This is a genomic window from Streptomyces sp. NPDC047841, from assembly GCF_040704085.1.
Taxonomy (GTDB): Bacteria; Actinomycetota; Actinomycetes; order Streptomycetales; family Streptomycetaceae; genus Streptomyces; species Streptomyces argyrophylli.
Map to the genome: position 1 here is coordinate 248,562 of NZ_JBEYRP010000013.1, position 15,024 is coordinate 263,585.

Here is a 15,024-nt window from a genome sequence, read left to right on the forward strand (position 1 = left end):
AGTAGTCGACATGCCGTCGGGTGATGAGCCGCGCACCGGTGCACGCACCGCGCGGTGCCGCGCCCCGTACGCGCATCGAAGCCTCCACCCGTCAGGAACTTTTCGCTTCAACGTACGTCGACGGCCCCTGTGGGTGTCAAGGCCGGCCCGGGTGGGCGGACGTCGCGGGAGGCGGCCGGGACCGGGCCGGGTACGCGCCGGCCTGCCGCGCCGACGCGGCCCGCACCTCGCGGTCCCGCACCTCGCGAACGCGCCACCTGCCAGCGCGAATCGGCCGGAGCGGACCTGTTTCCCTAGTTTCCCTATCGAATTACTAGGGAAATGTTGACGATGGCCGAAGAGGAGAGTGAGGATGACGAAGCCGACGCGTCACCGCGCACCGCTGCACTCCCACGCCGCCTCGCCGGGCACCGCGTCGTCCTCGGTCCCCTGGAGGAAGGCGCCATGACCACAGCACTGAGCTGTAGCGACAGCCGCAGTCGCATGAAGCGGGCGCGGACATGACCGTGACGGCGGACGAGGTGACCGGCACCGGGTCCGGGCAGACCGACTGGCTGCACATAGCCCGTGAGATGGCGGACGACCTGGCCACGGACGCGGTCGAGCGCGAACAGGCGGGCAAGGCACCCCTCGACGAGGTCGCGCGGTTGCGCGAGTCGGGACTGCTCGCGCTGCTGGCGCCGGCCGCGTACGGCGGGGGCGGCGCCGACTGGCGCACCGCCTGCGCGGCTGTCCGGACCGTCGCAGCGGCCGACGGGGCCATCGGTCACCTGCTGGGCAGCCACTACTTCCTGTCCTCCAGCGCCCGGTTCCTCGCCGGCCCCGCCCGTGCCGCCCGCGTCGAGCGGCAGTCGACGGCGGGGCAGTGGTGCTGGGGAGGGGGCATCGGCTCACACGAACCACCCCTCGTCCTGACCCCCTCCTCGGACGGCTACCTGCTGAGCGGCTACCAGAGGTACGCCACCGGTGTCGGGGTCGCCGACCGGCTGGTGGTGCGAGCCGCCGAGTACGGCACCGGCGAGCCGGTGGCCGTCCTGGTCGACCCCGCACGCCCGGGCGTCGTGAGCGGCGGCGGGGACACCTTCGGCCAGCGGCTGGCGGCCGGTGGCGGCGTCGAGTTCGACTCCGTGCCGGTCACGGCCGACGACGTGCTCGGCTCCCTCTCGCCGGACGAGGACGCCCTGTCGCCCTTCACCTCCCTGGCCGCGCCGACCTCGCGTCTGGTCTCCGTCCAGTTCCTCCTCGGCGTGGCCGAGGGACTGCTGGCCGAGATCCGCGAGTACGGAAGGGGCATGCGGTCCCCCTGGCAGCCGCTCTCGCCCCACCCCTGGCCGGACGGCCCGGCACAGGATCCGTACGCCCTCACCGTGTACGGCGAGCTCACCGTCGTCGCGAGGGCCGCGTCCGCACTCGCCGACCAGGCGGTGGACGCCCTGATGCGCGGCCTCGCGCGGGGCGAGGACCTCGACGACGAGGAGTGCGCGGAGATCACCGTCCTCGCGAGCGTGGCCGAGACCGCCGCCGCCCGGGCCGCGCAGGAGGTCACCACCCGCGCCCTGGACGTCATCGGCGCCGGCGCCGCCTCTTCCCGCCACGGCTTCGACCGCTTCTGGCGCAACGCCCGGACGCACACCCTGCGGGAGCCCGCCGCCCACCGGCTGCGCGAGGTCGGCGACTACTTCCTGAACGGAGCGCACCCGCCCTTCACCCTGCCCGCCTGACGGCGCAGCGGTGACGGGCGGGCACGGCGGTGATGGATAATCGGGGCATGCGGATCTCGGCGCGGGCGGACTATGCGGTGCGGGCGGCACTGGAGCTGGCCGCGGCCGGGGACGAGGCCTCGCTCAAGGCCGAGGCGATCGCCGCGGCACAGGGCATCCCGCACAAGTTCCTGGAGGGCATTCTGGGGGACCTGCGCCGGGGCGGGCTGGTGATCAGCCAGCGGGGCGGCAAGGGCGGCTACCGCCTCGCCCGTCCGGCGGACTCGATCGCCATCGCGGACGTCATCCGCGTGGCGGACGGCCCCCTGGTGTCCGTGCGGGGAGTGCGCCCCCCCGAACTCGCCTACTGCGGACCCGCGGAGACGCTGCTGCCGCTCTGGATCGCCGTGCGTGCCAACGTCCGCAAGATCCTCGACGAGGTCACCCTGGCCCACGTGGCCGCGGCCGAACTGCCCGACGAGGTCCTGAGCCTGGCGGAGGACCCCAAGGCCTGGACGAATCCCTGACCCGCGTCCGGTGACCCCGGCGCTTTCCGCCGGCGAGAGACGGTCTCGCGCGTCGTCGTCCGCCGCCACGCACCTCCCGGCGAAGCCCGGCAGCACGTCGGCCTGCGCCACACCCCAGCCCACTGCCCGACCTCGGCCTCATGCCGGTCCGGTGTGGCGCGCGATCCCGCTCGCGCCGGCCGGAATACGCGCCGGCGGGCGCCGGTTGGAGGGGAGCATGCGCCATCCTCAGGAGCCGCCGCGCGGCCTGCACCCGCTGCTCGCCGGGCGCTTCAGCCCCTACCGGTTCGATCCGTCGGGGGTCGTCGACGACCACGCCCTCGGGCTGCTGCTGGAAGCCGCGCGGTGGGCACCGTCGGCGGGCAACTCCCAGCCGTGGGGCTTCTTCACCGGCAGGCCGGGTGAGCCGGAGCACGACCGGATGCTCCCTCACCTCGCGCCGAGCTCGGCCCGCTGGGCGACGAACGCGGGCCTGCTCATCGTCACCCTGACGCGCCGGCACGTCGACGACACGCACCTGCTCTACTCCGAGTTCGCGGACTACGACCTCGGCCAGGCCGTCGCCCACATGACCGTTCAGGCACAGGCCATGGGGCTGGCGGCGCACCAGTTCCGGGCCTTCGACATCGAAGGGCTCACCAAGGAGCTGGACCCGAACCCGGGCTGGGCGATCGTCTCCATGGTCGCGGTGGGCAAGGCGGCCGGCGGTCCCCCGGAGGGCCGTGACCGGCACAGCGTCGCGGACCTGCGCTCCGCTCCCTGGTCACCGCAACGGTGACAGCCCCAGCCGGCTTCCCCTGTCGGCACTTGGCGAGGGCGTGACCAAGGGTGCTGGCGGAAGCCGAAGGGCTTGACCGCGGGGTCGGGTGTAACAGAAGCTGTTGCACCGAACGAGGAGGAGTGATGGCGGCGAACAGCCGGTTGACCATCGCGACGCACGCGCTGGCCTGGCTGGCGCTGGCGCACCGCCGTGGCCAGGAGGTCCTCACTTCCGAGCAGGTCGCGGCCAGCGTCAACACCAACCCCGTGATCATCCGGCGCAGCCTCGGTGACCTGCGGCGAGCCGGCCTGGTGGAGGTCCGCCACGGCGCCGGCGCAGGCTGGAGCCTGGCCCGGGAGCCCGAGGGGATCTCCCTGCTTGAGGTGTACGACGCCGTGGACGCGCAGCCACCGTTCGGCCTGCACCGCACCGAGCCCAGTCTGGAGTGTCCGGTCGGCCGGGGCATCCGGCCCGCCCTGAGCGGGGTCTACGACCGGGTCGAGCGGGTCATGCGCCGAGAGCTGGCGGACACGTCGATCGCCGATGTACTCCGCGAGACGCTGCTGAACCAGCCGGAAGACCGCAAGGCACAACGGAACGAGGAGTAGGACCGGTGGAAGCCCCACGGTGCCCAGTCGTCGAACTGCGCCAGTACACGCTGCACCCAGGGCGGCGCGACGTCCTGATCGAACTGTTCGACCGTGAATTCGTCGAGTCCCAGGAGGCGGTGGGCGCGACCGTCCTGGGGCAGTTCCGTGACCTGGACGACCCTGACCGGTTCGTCTGGCTCCGCGGCTTCGAGGACATGCCGCGCCGTGCCGAGGCCCTGGAAGGCTTCTACGGCGGCCCGGTCTGGCGGGCACACCGCGACGAGGCGAACGCGACGATGACCGACTCCGATGACGTGCTGCTGCTGCGGCCCGCTTCGACGGGCGGCGGGTTTCCCGTGCCGGCCGACGCCCGGCCGGCCCCCGGCGAGCCGGCGCCGTCGCCACCGTCGCTCGTCCTCGCCACGATCTGGTACGGCCACGGCCCGTTCGACGCGACGTTCGCCGAGTTCTTCGAGCAGCGTGTGCGCCCCGTACTGACCGAGACCGGCGCCGAGCCACTGGCGTACCTGCGGTCGGAACACGCCCCGAACACCTTCCCGGCGCTGCCGGTACGCACGAACGAGGAGGTCTTCGTATGGTTCGCGCGTTTCGCCGACGAAGCCGGTCTGGAGCAGCACCTGAACCACGTGCGGCTCTCGGAACGCTGGCGCGAGGAGGTGCTGCCGACCCTCTCGGCACGGCTGGCCGGGCCCCCACAGCGGCTACGGCTGGCACCCACCGAACGGTCGGCACTGCGGTGACCGTAGCAGCCGCTTGTTACTGTTTCCGATCGTGCGAGCCCTTTTCCCAGGATCGTTCGACCCGGTCACTCAAGGGCACCAGGACGTACTCCGGCGCGCTTCCGTCCTGTTCGACGAGGTCGTCGTGTGCGTGATGTCCAACTCGAACAAGACCGGCCGCTTCCCCCTCACGGAACGGCTGGACCGGCTCCGTGCGGCGGCAACGGACTTGGGCAACGTCACGGTCGACTCCCACACCGGCGGCCTGCTGGCCGAATACTGCCGCCGAGCCGGAATCGACGTCGTCATCCGCGGAGTCCGCGGCGTCCGCGACCTGGACCACGAGATGCCGATGGCCCGCATGAACCACGAACTGGCCGGAGTCGAGACGTTCTTCATCGCCGCCGACCCCGCCCTGGCCCACATCTCCTCCACCCTCGTCACCTCGATGAGTCACAAGGCCCGTGTGCCGAAGGACGGTGAGGCGCACGAGCCGCTCGCCGGAGGCGAGGGGACGTGACGGCGGCCGCGGTGGGCTCGTCGCACACCCTCCGCTCAGCTCGCGGCCGTGGAAGACTGACACGCATGCGGACGCGGACGGCACGAGGAGCGGCCTTACTCGCGTGCCCATTGGTGATGCTGGCCGTCGGCTGTTCGCCGTCGGCGCCGCGTCAGCCGGGTTCGGACGCGGCTTGCCGGGAAACCGCGCCGGTCCCCTCCGATGCCGTACCAGCCGCCGTGCACGACTTCGACTAGGCGATGCGCTGGTACGGCGCCGACGACCTGTGGGTGGCCAGGCCGGCTCTCCTGGATCACCCGGGCGAACGCCGGGACGGCTACCGTACGAAGTACGCCTCGATCACCCTCGACGCCCGGGGACGGGTGACGGACCGGAAGGGCGCCCCGCACGTCGGCGCCGCACGACTCGACCGGCCCGGCTCCGTGAGCGGCAGCACCGGCGGACTGGCCACCGCCGACGGTGACCGGCAGTGGTGGCCGACGGTCATCGCCTTCCCCGAGGCCGGCTGCTGGAGGGTGACCGAGACGCTCGGCTCCACCGAAGTCGGCTTCACCCTGCACGTCCGGGCACGGTGAGCCCGCAGTGCGCGGCCCCCGCCCGGTGAGCCGCCGGGCAGGGACCGCGTGCGGGTCTCCCTCCGTTCAGCCGGACACCGCGCACTGCCCGCGGTCCGCGGTCTTCGGTCCCTCCGCGGTGGGGCGGACGTCGAAGTCGAAGATCCCGGTCGGCAGGTACAGCGAGCAGCAGGCGTTCGGGATGTCGACGATCCCGCTGATGCGCCCCTCGATGGGAGCCGCGCCGAGCAGCAGGTAGGCCTGCTCTCCGGTGTAGCCGAACCTCTTCAGGTACTCGACGGCGTTGAGGCAGGCACGGCGGTAGGCGACCGTCGCGTCCAGGTAGTAGTTGGTGTCGGTGTCGTGGTCCACGGAGATCCCGATGAAGGACATGAACTCCGTGTACCGCGGCTCGACGTTGCCCGGCATGAAGACGGGGTTGGTGCTGATGCCGTACTTCTCCATGCCGCCCTTGATGAGATCGACGTGGAAGTCGATGTAACCGCCCATCTCGATGGCGCCGCAGAAGGTGATCTCACCGTCTCCCTGGCTGAAGTGCAGATCGCCACCCGACAGCTTGGCGTCCTTGACGTGGACGGGGTAGAAGACGCGCGACCCGCGGGTGAAGTTCTTGATGTCGTGGTTGCCTCCGTTCTCCCGCGCGGGAACCGTGCGCGCGCCTTCCTGGGCCATGCGCTCGGCGTCCGATCCCGTCGCCTGACCACACAGGGCCTGGTCCTGGTCGGGCGCGAGCCCCAGGGGCGGGATGCGCTCCGGGTCGGTGTCGATCAGGGCCTGCTCCCGCCTGTTCCAGCGTTCCAGCAGCTCGGCGGACGGCGCCGTACCGAAGAGACCGGGGTGCGTGATGCCGGTGAAGCGGACGCCGGGGAGGTGCCTGGAGGTCGCCACCTGCCCGTGGAACTCCCAGATCGCCTTGTAGGCGTCCGGGAAGTAGTCGGTCAGGAATCCCCCGCCGTTGGCCTTGGCGAAGACGCCCGTGTACCCCCAGCCCTGACCAGGGGCGTCCCCGACCTGCTGTGGCACCGGCCCGAGGTCGAGGACGTCCACGATCAGCAGGTCACCCGGCTCCGCGCCTTCGACACCGATCGGCCCGCTGAGCATGTGGGCCCGCTTGAGGTCGACGTCACGCACATCGTTGGCGGAATCGTTGTTGCCGATCTGCGCGTCGGTCCACTCACGGCATTCGACGCGGAACTCGTCCCCCGGGCGGACCATGGCAACAGTCGGTATGTCCGGATGCCACCTGTTGTGTCCGGGCACCTCCTGGTCACGCATCGACCGGGACTGATCGACGCTGAAGATCACTTCAGGCATGTCAACTCCTCGTGTTGCTCCCGATGATCCAAGTGGCATGGCGCCCCAGAAGGGTCAGCCGTGGCTTCCGGCCGGATATCCCGAGGTGCCGTAGTCCTGCGCAGGCTTGTGAGGAGACCTGCGGCGGAGTACGAACCACAGCGCGGCGAAGGTCAGCACGCCGAAGGCGCCCAGCGCGATCGCCGTCTCCGAGAAGTTCGCCGGGACCCAGTAACCGGTCAGCAGCAGGTATGCCGGGATGACACCCGTCACCCAGCCCTCGATCGCGGTCACCCAGCCCACATAGGTCGTCAGCGTCTCGATTTTCAGCCCCAGCAGGAGGAAGAAGAGGAACCAGAGGAACGCCCAATAGAGCCATATCACGCCGAATGGCTGATCTTTCACGAGCCGGAAACTGACGAAGGAATAGCCGAGGGCCACGATGGCCACGAAGAGCGAGTAATATCCCACTCCGTTCGTGTCCAGCCCGATGAGCAGTCCGATTCCCACGTAGAGGTACGTGAAACCGAAGAGGAAAATGCCCGACGCCAGCATGATGCGCTTGGGATCATTGTTCGCGGCGATGATGAGATAGGTGGGTGTGAGGACCTGTAGTCCGCCCACGAAGAGGTTGAATATGGCTGCTGCCCGGCTGTCCACCTTTCCCAGCAGCATCAACCCGTTCATGAACAGCACAGCGCCCACGAAGAGAAGTCCGACGTTGGCCAAGAGGACACACCTCCCGCTGTTTCGCTCCGTCGGTGACACGCCCGCGAGCCCTCGTGCCGGCAAGCAGTCATCGCCCCAAGCACCCGCGGGGAAGACGCACGCACATGCGCCGGCCCGGCTTGCCCGTCAGGGCCGGGGAAGCCGTGCGAGCGCCGGATGAGCGGGACTTGGCGTCGCGTTGCCGGCAACGCGCGTGACCACCTCGGGGTTCTCCCGGGATCTCTCCGAACGCTCGCGCAGTGCCGCCACCGCGGGCGATGTCGAGGCGAATGCCGGAGAGGAGTACACACGCCGCGCGGCGTCGTTGCACCGCGAGCACTTCCACTGCGTCGGCGCGGTGCCGATCGGCAGCTTCACATCGAACGATCCGCAGCGGCTGCAGGAATATTCATACGTCGCCATAAAATCTCCGCCCCGCCGCGTCTCCGACCCCGGGACGTAGACCGAGCCGGAGCCGATGGGACGCCGCAGTCGTAGCGTCCTTATTCAAGGCAACCCCCCGGATGGCGGCGTGTCAAGGCGAGTTGCTTCGCCCGTCCTGAAAAGGCAGGCCCGGCCGTGCACGCACGACCGGGCCTGTTCGCCGGAACAACATATTCCATACCGCGTCGAAAGAGATGCGCCCGCGCTATTCCCCGGAAGGAGACGGGGGAAAGCGGCACCGGGCGGGGCCGACGTCCCGTGGCGGCACATGTGTCGCCCCGGCGATCCGGACCGCCTCTTCCCGTGCGAGCCCGCCCTCGCGGCTCCGCGTCAGGGCGCGCCGACGATCGCGCAAGCGCGGCACGGCGGGCGGCCGCAGGTGCACTGCAGGATGCCGTCCAGCACCCCGTGGTCGTGGTAAAGGCATTCGTCGCGGCACGTATGACGCGGCACGAAGCCCGCCTGGAGCTCGTCCGGCCAGGGCTCCTCGCCCTCCCGGCACCGCACGAACCGCTCGGGGTCCGCGGAGTGCAGCTCCCGCATCCTCTCCTGCGCCTCGCCCTCCAGGTCACGCGCCGCGGCGACCATGCTCTTGAGCTGGTCGGCGAGACCCGTAAACCTGGCGTCGCCGGTTCGCACATGGGCAGCCTTCAGCGCCATGACGGCATTGCCCAGAAACCGCCGAGCATCCTGGATATTGGTGACGTGATGCAGTTGGATGCCGGTCACGCCTCGGACCCACACGGCGTCGTCGCTCACTTCTTCCGCCTTCCGAGCTCGAAATCGCCTCTGAAGTGACGGGAAACAGCGGCTATTGCCCGAGTTCCGTCCGGCCTCCTCCCGTCGCCTGCGCGACTGCTGCGTGAGGAGATCACCTATGAGGCTTGCATACTCCTGAAGAGGCTAAAACGCACGTTAGGTATTAATCCAGGCCAAAGCTGGTGAACTGAATCACAAGCGGTGATCCGCTTTTACGGGTGCGTTCTCGTCGAGCATCGGCACCCGCCGGGGGCGTGCGACGGCGGGATCGGTGTGAGACTGGGCATGGAAGGGGTGATCCCCGTGCCGGACCCACCACAGGCACCCCCCGGTCCCGACCCCTCCGAAGAGGAGAACCGGTGGGAGCAGCTGATCACCGAGGCGCAGACGGCCCTGCCGGTCGAACTGCCCGGCCTCGCCGCCCGGTGCGCCGTTGCACTCGGCCTGGGCACCGCGCTGATCTACCTCGTGGATCTGCAACAGCGGCTGCTCATCCCCCTGGACGAAGCCTTGGAACCGCTCCTGGTGGACGGCTCGTCGGCCGGCTGGGCCTACCGCACGATCTCCCCGCGGGTGGTCGACGCCGATGACTGCCTGATCGTCTGGTTGCCCATGGTCGACGGTGCGGAGCGGCTCGGCGTGCTCGCGGTGCGCGTCGCCTCGCTCGACGGGGTGCTGATGCGTCGCGGCCGGATGCTGGCCCGTCTGTTCGCCATGATCATTTCCTCCAAGCGTGCCTACAGCGACTGGCTCGCTGCCCGGACCCGCACCGCACCCATGGGGTTGCCCGCCGAGATGGTGCGCGCCTTCCTGCCACCCCGCACCATCGGCAGCAGCAGATGCGTCTCGACCGCCGTCCTGGAACCGGCATACGGCATCGCCGGGGACGCGTTCGACCACTCGGTGGTCAAGAACACGCTGCACACGATGATCCTCGACGGGATGGGGCACGATCTCATCGCCGGCCTGACCACGTCGGTCGCCATGGCGGCGGCCCGCAACACCCGCCGCTGCGGTGGCGACCTGGTCGACATCGTCGGCTCCGTCGACCAGGCGCTCGCCCAGTGGCTGCCCGACCACTTCTGCACCGGTGTGCTGTGCCGGCTCGACGCCGAGAGCGGGCTGCTGCGCTGGGTCAACTGCGGTCATCCCCCGCCGCTTCTGATCCGTGACGAGCGGGTGCTCGCCGGGGCGCTCGACAGCTCTCCGCAGCCACCGCTCGGCCTCGCCGGCCCGCTGGCGCCGGCGGCCCGGCAGATCCACGAGACGAAACTGGAACCGGACGACTGCGTTCTGCTCTACACCGACGGTGTCGTGGAGGCCCGGGACGCCGACGGCGCCGAGTTCGGCCTCGACCGGTTCACCGAATTCATCATCCACTCCAACGTCGCCGGCCAGCGCCCGGCCGAGGTACTGCGGCTGCTCATCCACGCCATCTTCGACTACCAGCGCAACCAGCTGCGCGACGACGCGACCATCCTGCTCTTCGAATGGCGGCCGGGGTCCTGAGGGCCGGCACCGCCGAAGGACTCCCGGTCAGCGCCGTTGCCCGCGGGGCAGCAGCACGCGCGCGGGCTCGACGGCCGAGGTGCTGCGCTCACGGTCGTCGCGACCAGCTGTCGATCCACCGGTCGGCGGGTGCCGAGGACACTGTGCCGGTGCGCTCGCGGGCCGGTGAGGTCGGGCCGCCCTCAAGCGGGCGCTCGACGAGGACGCCGCCCGCAGCCGCACGCTGATGACGCAGCACGCGGGTCGGAACGCAAGGAGACACCGAGACCGAGCCGGGTGTCTACCGTTCCGTGCCGCCCGCGGCGTCGTTGTACCGGTATGAACTGTCACACGAACCCCGACGACCACGGCGCGCGGGCCGCCCAGTGCACGCCGCCCACCAGCATGCGGATCAACGCGTTGCTTCAGGATCTCGGTGCGGAGCACCCCGGCGATGAGGAGGCCGTCAGCTGGGAGTTCGATGACGAGCTGCGGTCCGCCTGGGGGGACGGGGAACCGTGGGCGGTGGAGTACGTGGCCTGGCGGACCGTGAACGCCGACCCGGCCGGCACCCCGTTCGAAGAGGACATGATCGGCTCGTAGCGGGGGCGGGGCGGGACCCGGCCGGCGCCCGTCGACCGTCGGATCCCGCCGGAGGCGCCCCGCAGGCGGTCAGAGGGTGAGCAGCACCTTGGTGGCGCGGCGCTCGTCCATCGCCTGGTAGCCCTCGGGGGCCCGCTCCAGCGGCAGGGTGAGGTCGAAGACCTTGCCGGGGTCGATCTCGCGGTCCCAGATGAGCCGGATCAGGTCGGGCAGGAAGCGGCGCACCGGGGCGGGCCCGCCGAGGGTGTGGATCCCGGCGAGGAACAGCTCGATGCCCGGGATGGCGACGCCGTAGTTGACGCCCACGTAGCCCAGGTGCCCGCCGCCGCGGGTGGCGCCGACGGCCTGCATGAACGCCTCCTGGGTGCCGACCGCCTCGACGACCGAGTGCGCGCCGAGCCCTCGCACGCGCCCTTGTTCCGCAGTGCGACCACGGACGAACGAGGCCGGCCCAACTTCGCCCGGTACTGGTTCCTCGACCCCGGCGCGCCGGACTTCGTGGCCGACTGGGACGGTGCCCTCTCCGCCACCGTCGCCCTGCTGCGCGCCGAGGCGGGCCGTTACCCGCACGACAAGGCACTGCGTGAACTGATCGGCGAGCTGTGCACGATGAGCACCGAGTTCCGTACCCGCTGGGCCGCCCACGACGTGCGCATCCACCACGGCGGGGTCAAACAGCTGCACCACCCCGACGCCGGGCCGCTCACACTCGTCTACCAGCCGATGGACCTGCCCATCTCGCCACGCGAGGTCCACTCGCTGACCCTCTACACGGCCGAACCGGGCAGCCCCGACGAGGACCGGCTCAAGCTCCTCGCGAGCTGGGCGGCGACCGAGTCCCCAAAGACGAGTCCTACCGGGGACCGGGCCTCCTGAACCCTGGGAACGCGGCCAACGCCTCGATCCGGGGCGCCCGTTCGTCGCGGGAGCCCGCGTCTGCCGGCCGCGACGCAGGGCGGGCGGCAGGAGCCGGCGGCGCGGTGGTGACCGACCCGGGCCCGCCGCCGGTGACGTGCCGTGCCCCCTTCACGCCGACCGCTCGGACGACCGGCGTCCGGTACGGCGTCCTCCTGCACTAGGGTGCTCGCTGCGCCGAGTCCGAGGGAGACCATGAGAACCGCCGACGCGTCACCGACACCGATCAGCGGTCCGTCCAGTCCGTTCAGGATCGCGGCTTTCCGGCGGTTCGTGTCGGCCAACCTCATCTCGGCGACCGGGTCCGCGATGGCCCCTCTGGCCCTGGCCTACTCCGTCATCGAACAGGGCGGAGGAGCGGGGTCCCTCGGTCTGGTGCTCGCCACGAGCACCGTCCCCACGATCGTGTTCCTGCTCGCCGGCGGTCTGTTCGCGGACCGCCTGTCCCGCAGCCGGCTTCTCTTCGTGGGGAACCTGCTGGCGGCGGGCGCGCAGGGTGCGCTGGCCGTCACCGTGGCCACCGGACACGCGACGACGGTGTCGATCGCGGCATGCGGCTTCGTCTCGGGGACGGCGGCGTCGTTCATCGTGCCGGCCGCGCAGGGCGCCGTCGCGCAGATCGTTCCGCGACAGCACCTTCAGCAGGCGAACGCGCTGCTCAGGCTGCCGAGCAACGCGGTCAAGGCACTGGGTCCGGCCGTCGGCGGTGTCGTCGTCGCTGCCAGCGGCGCGGCATGGGCACTGGCGTGGGACGCGGTCACCTTCGCCGCCGCGGCCGTCCTGCTGCTCGGACTGCGTCTGGAGGCTCCGCTCGCCGCACCGGGCGGCGTCCTGAGCGACCTGCGGGCGGGCTGGGCCGGGTTCTGGGCGCGGACCTGGCTGTGGACCTACACGGTCGCCGGCTCCGTCCTCGTCGCGGCCTGGCTGGCGGGCTTCCAGCTCCTCGGCCCGCTCGTGGCCGCACGGCGGTACGCGGGAGCACGCGACTGGGGTCTGATCCAGGCGGCGTTCACCTGCGGCCTGCTGGCGGGAACGCTCGTCTGCCTGCGCTGGAAGCCGTACCGGCCGCTCACGGTGGCGGTCTGCGCGGGTGGTGCGCTCGCGCTGCCCCTGGCGTCCATGGCCTGCACGCTGCCGCTGCCTCTCGTCCTGCCGGCCACCGCACTGGCAGGCGTCGGGCTCGACATCGCGATCGTCGCCTGGACCACCGCGTTCCAACAGCGCGTGCCCCAGGCGGAACAGGGCCGCATGAGCGCCTACAACGGGGTCGGGGAGCGCCTCGCCATCCCCGTCGGTTACCTCGTCACGGCCCTCGCGGCCCGCTCCTGGAGCAGCCAGGCCGTGCTGCTGACCTGCGCGGGAATGATCGTTGCGGCGACCCTCCTCAACCTCTGCGTCCCGGACGTGCACCGCATCGACCGCCTGGCCCCGGACGACCAGCCGCAGGCCGCGGACGGCCGGCGCACGGTCGTGCAGGCGTAGCGGGTACGACGCCGGTGCCGGGCTCGTACCGTGGCGACCGGCGCCTGCGCCCAGCGCGACCTGACCACCGGCGTCCGCAGTGCCGCACCGCTTGCGCTCATCCCGATGACTTCACGCCGGGACTTCCGGGAGCATGAAGTATGAGCCCGCATCACTGGCACCTGACCCAGGACGTCGACGAGTTCCTCGCCCGAGCCGGGGACTTCCTGCGCTCGCGCCCTGCCCTGCACAACACGCCGCTGACGGACATCGAGAATCTGCGGAAACGCCGCGCGGCCGGACCCGCCGCCGCCCCCGTCTTCGGCCGGCTGGAGTCAGCAGGCGACGTCCACGCGGTCTTCTACGTCACCCCGCGCGGCCGTCTGGGCCTCACCCCCCTCTCCGTCGAGCAGGCGAACGCCCTCGCCGCCCAGCTGGCCGGTCTCGGCCACTCGCCCGCCCACGTCATCGCCGACCACGACACCGCGGGCGCTTTCGCCGCGGCATGGCAGCGGCACACGAGCGCGGTACCGGTGCCTTTCTGGCGGACGCATCTCTACCGTCTCGGCACGCTCACCCCACCGCGGCCGCGCCCGGAGGGCCGGGGCCGTGGCACCGGCGAGCGGGACCGTGAGCAAGTGGTGCGCTGGTGCCGGGAGTTCTGCGTCGACGTGGGGGAGCAGTCCTCCATCGACCTGATCGACGCCGGCTCCTGGGACGACTCGCGTTTCGGCGACAGGCACTTCACGTTCTGGGAGACCCCGGACGGCACCCCCGTCTCCATGGCCGCCGCGACCTCGATCGTCGGCGGCATGGTCCGGGTGGACCCCGTCTACACCCCGGCCCACCTGCGGGGCCGCGGCTACGCGGGCGCCGTGACGGCCGAGGTGAGCCGGGCGGCGCTGGCCGCGGGCGCGACGGACGTCGTCCTGTTCACGGACCCGGACAACCCCACCAGCAACGCCCTCTACCAGCGCATCGGGTACGTCCGCATCGCCGACTTCGCCGGGTACAGGTTCAACCAGGGCGGACCTCAAGACCGGTGAGAGACCTGCCCGCGTGTCCCTCATTTGTTCCCGGAGAAGGAGATCCCGCCGATGATGTGGCGTTGCGCGAGAAAGAAGATCAGTACGCAGGGCAGGGTCACGACGACGGTCGTGGCCATGAGCAGGGGGGTGTTGGTGCCGTTCACCGACTGGAATCCGGCGAGCGCCAGCGGCAGCGTCTTCCACTTGTCGTCGGTGACGTAGATCGCGGCCTGGAAGAAGTTGTTCCAGTACGACATGAACTGCAGGACCGCGGTCGCGATCAGCACCGGGCGCGACAGCGGAAGGTAGACCGACCACCAGATGCGGAACCACCCGGCGCCGTCCAGGATGGCGGCGTCCGTCAGCGATTCCGGCAGCCGCAGGTAGAACTGGCGGAACAGGAAGATGAAGAAGGCCGACCCGAAGAAGGCGGGCACGATGATCGGCCACAACGTGTTCATCATGTCGAGGTTCCTGAACAGGATGAACTGCGGAACGATCGTCACCTCCTGCGGCAACAGGAGAGTCGCCAGCACGATCCCGAACAGCACGTTCGAACCGCGGGCCCGGATCCGCGCGAACGCGAAACCCACCAGCGACGACGAGTAGACGACCGCCACCACCGGCACCAGGGTGCTGAGCAGCGAGTTGCGGAAGTACCGCCAGAACGGGAACGAGTCGAGGCCGCTGGAGAAGTTCGACCACTGCCACTGCACGGGCCACAACGCGATTCCCCCGCTGGACACACCTTCCGGTGTGCGCAGCGCCGTCGCGATCATCCAGAGGAAGGGGTAGACGAACACGACCGAGCCCACGACGAGGACGGCGAGCGCGGTGTAACGCGCGGCCGGCGCCCCGTCGTCGCGCGACCGCCGGTCGCGTGCGGCCCTCCCGGTCCGTGCCCGAGGCATCG

17 protein-coding genes and 1 pseudogene are annotated in these 15,024 nt (G+C 70.7%); 12 read left to right on the forward strand and 6 right to left on the reverse strand.

Going from position 1 to position 15,024, the window contains the following annotated elements; genetic code table 11:
- The first annotated feature begins 500 nt into the window (after positions 1-500).
- From AB0947_RS23410 to AB0947_RS23440, 7 genes are all read left to right on the forward strand, one after another.
- Complete coding sequence (locus tag AB0947_RS23410) at positions 501-1,721, forward strand: acyl-CoA dehydrogenase family protein (RefSeq protein ID WP_366752274.1); 1,221 nt, start codon at positions 501-503, stop codon at positions 1,719-1,721.
- A 47-nt stretch (positions 1,722-1,768) separates the two neighbouring features.
- On the forward strand, positions 1,769-2,227 hold the full coding sequence (locus AB0947_RS23415) for an Rrf2 family transcriptional regulator (protein ID WP_225812590.1): 459 nt from the start codon (positions 1,769-1,771) through the stop codon (positions 2,225-2,227).
- A 217-nt stretch (positions 2,228-2,444) separates the two neighbouring features.
- The gene (locus AB0947_RS23420; protein WP_366752275.1) at positions 2,445-3,005 is read left to right on the forward strand and encodes a nitroreductase family protein; all 561 of its coding nucleotides are present in this window, start codon (positions 2,445-2,447) and stop codon (positions 3,003-3,005) included.
- 125 nt (positions 3,006-3,130) lie between these two features.
- Complete coding sequence (locus tag AB0947_RS23425) at positions 3,131-3,595, forward strand: Rrf2 family transcriptional regulator (protein WP_366752276.1); 465 nt, start codon at positions 3,131-3,133, stop codon at positions 3,593-3,595.
- 5 nt (positions 3,596-3,600) lie between these two features.
- On the forward strand, positions 3,601-4,338 hold the full coding sequence (locus AB0947_RS23430; protein ID WP_366752277.1) for an NIPSNAP family protein: 738 nt from the start codon (positions 3,601-3,603) through the stop codon (positions 4,336-4,338).
- Positions 4,339-4,369: 31 nt separating this feature from the next.
- On the forward strand, positions 4,370-4,837 hold the full coding sequence (gene coaD, locus AB0947_RS23435; protein WP_366752278.1) for a pantetheine-phosphate adenylyltransferase: 468 nt from the start codon (positions 4,370-4,372) through the stop codon (positions 4,835-4,837).
- 239 nt (positions 4,838-5,076) lie between these two features.
- Positions 5,077-5,412: a hypothetical protein gene (locus AB0947_RS23440; RefSeq protein WP_366752279.1), complete on the forward strand. Its 336-nt coding sequence runs from the start codon at positions 5,077-5,079 to the stop codon at positions 5,410-5,412.
- Between the two features lie 66 nt (positions 5,413-5,478).
- Here AB0947_RS23440 and fmdA read toward each other — a convergent pair whose 3' ends face one another.
- From fmdA to AB0947_RS23460, 4 genes are all read right to left on the reverse strand, one after another.
- Positions 5,479-6,726: a formamidase gene (gene fmdA, locus AB0947_RS23445; protein WP_366752280.1), complete on the reverse strand. Its 1,248-nt coding sequence runs from the start codon at positions 6,724-6,726 to the stop codon at positions 5,479-5,481.
- A 54-nt stretch (positions 6,727-6,780) separates the two neighbouring features.
- Positions 6,781-7,434: an AmiS/UreI family transporter gene (locus AB0947_RS23450; RefSeq protein WP_366752281.1), complete on the reverse strand. Its 654-nt coding sequence runs from the start codon at positions 7,432-7,434 to the stop codon at positions 6,781-6,783.
- 126 nt (positions 7,435-7,560) lie between these two features.
- Positions 7,561-7,836, reverse strand: coding sequence for an FmdB family zinc ribbon protein (locus AB0947_RS23455; RefSeq protein WP_366752282.1), 276 nt, complete (start codon positions 7,834-7,836; stop codon positions 7,561-7,563).
- 351 nt (positions 7,837-8,187) lie between these two features.
- The gene (locus tag AB0947_RS23460; RefSeq protein ID WP_366752283.1) at positions 8,188-8,616 is read right to left on the reverse strand and encodes a hypothetical protein; all 429 of its coding nucleotides are present in this window, start codon (positions 8,614-8,616) and stop codon (positions 8,188-8,190) included.
- A 285-nt stretch (positions 8,617-8,901) separates the two neighbouring features.
- Here AB0947_RS23460 and AB0947_RS23465 point away from each other — a divergent pair, with 285 nt between their 5' ends.
- On the forward strand, positions 8,902-10,125 hold the full coding sequence (locus AB0947_RS23465) for a PP2C family protein-serine/threonine phosphatase (RefSeq protein ID WP_366752284.1): 1,224 nt from the start codon (positions 8,902-8,904) through the stop codon (positions 10,123-10,125).
- A gap of 318 nt (positions 10,126-10,443) precedes the next feature.
- Positions 10,444-10,707 (forward strand): hypothetical protein, encoded by a 264-nt coding sequence (locus tag AB0947_RS23470; RefSeq protein WP_366752285.1) that lies wholly within the window; start codon positions 10,444-10,446, stop codon positions 10,705-10,707.
- A gap of 69 nt (positions 10,708-10,776) precedes the next feature.
- Here AB0947_RS23470 and AB0947_RS23475 read toward each other — a convergent pair.
- Positions 10,777-11,109 (reverse strand): annotated as a pseudogene (locus AB0947_RS23475) (IMP dehydrogenase); the annotation flags it as partial.
- A 12-nt stretch (positions 11,110-11,121) separates the two neighbouring features.
- On the opposite strand from AB0947_RS23475, the gene AB0947_RS23480 reads away from it, so the two are divergent.
- The 3 genes from AB0947_RS23480 (at position 11,122) to AB0947_RS23490 (ending at position 14,129) form a co-directional block, all read left to right on the forward strand.
- Positions 11,122-11,583: a DNA-binding protein gene (locus AB0947_RS23480; RefSeq protein ID WP_366752286.1), complete on the forward strand. Its 462-nt coding sequence runs from the start codon at positions 11,122-11,124 to the stop codon at positions 11,581-11,583.
- A 234-nt stretch (positions 11,584-11,817) separates the two neighbouring features.
- Positions 11,818-13,104, forward strand: coding sequence for an MFS transporter (locus tag AB0947_RS23485; RefSeq protein ID WP_366752287.1), 1,287 nt, complete (start codon positions 11,818-11,820; stop codon positions 13,102-13,104).
- Between the two features lie 140 nt (positions 13,105-13,244).
- On the forward strand, positions 13,245-14,129 hold the full coding sequence (locus AB0947_RS23490) for a GNAT family N-acetyltransferase (RefSeq protein WP_366752288.1): 885 nt from the start codon (positions 13,245-13,247) through the stop codon (positions 14,127-14,129).
- A 20-nt stretch (positions 14,130-14,149) separates the two neighbouring features.
- Here AB0947_RS23490 and AB0947_RS23495 read toward each other — a convergent pair whose 3' ends face one another.
- Positions 14,150-15,022, reverse strand: a complete 873-nt coding sequence (locus tag AB0947_RS23495; protein WP_366752289.1) for a carbohydrate ABC transporter permease — start codon at positions 15,020-15,022, stop codon at positions 14,150-14,152.
- Positions 15,023-15,024 lie beyond the last annotated feature (2 nt).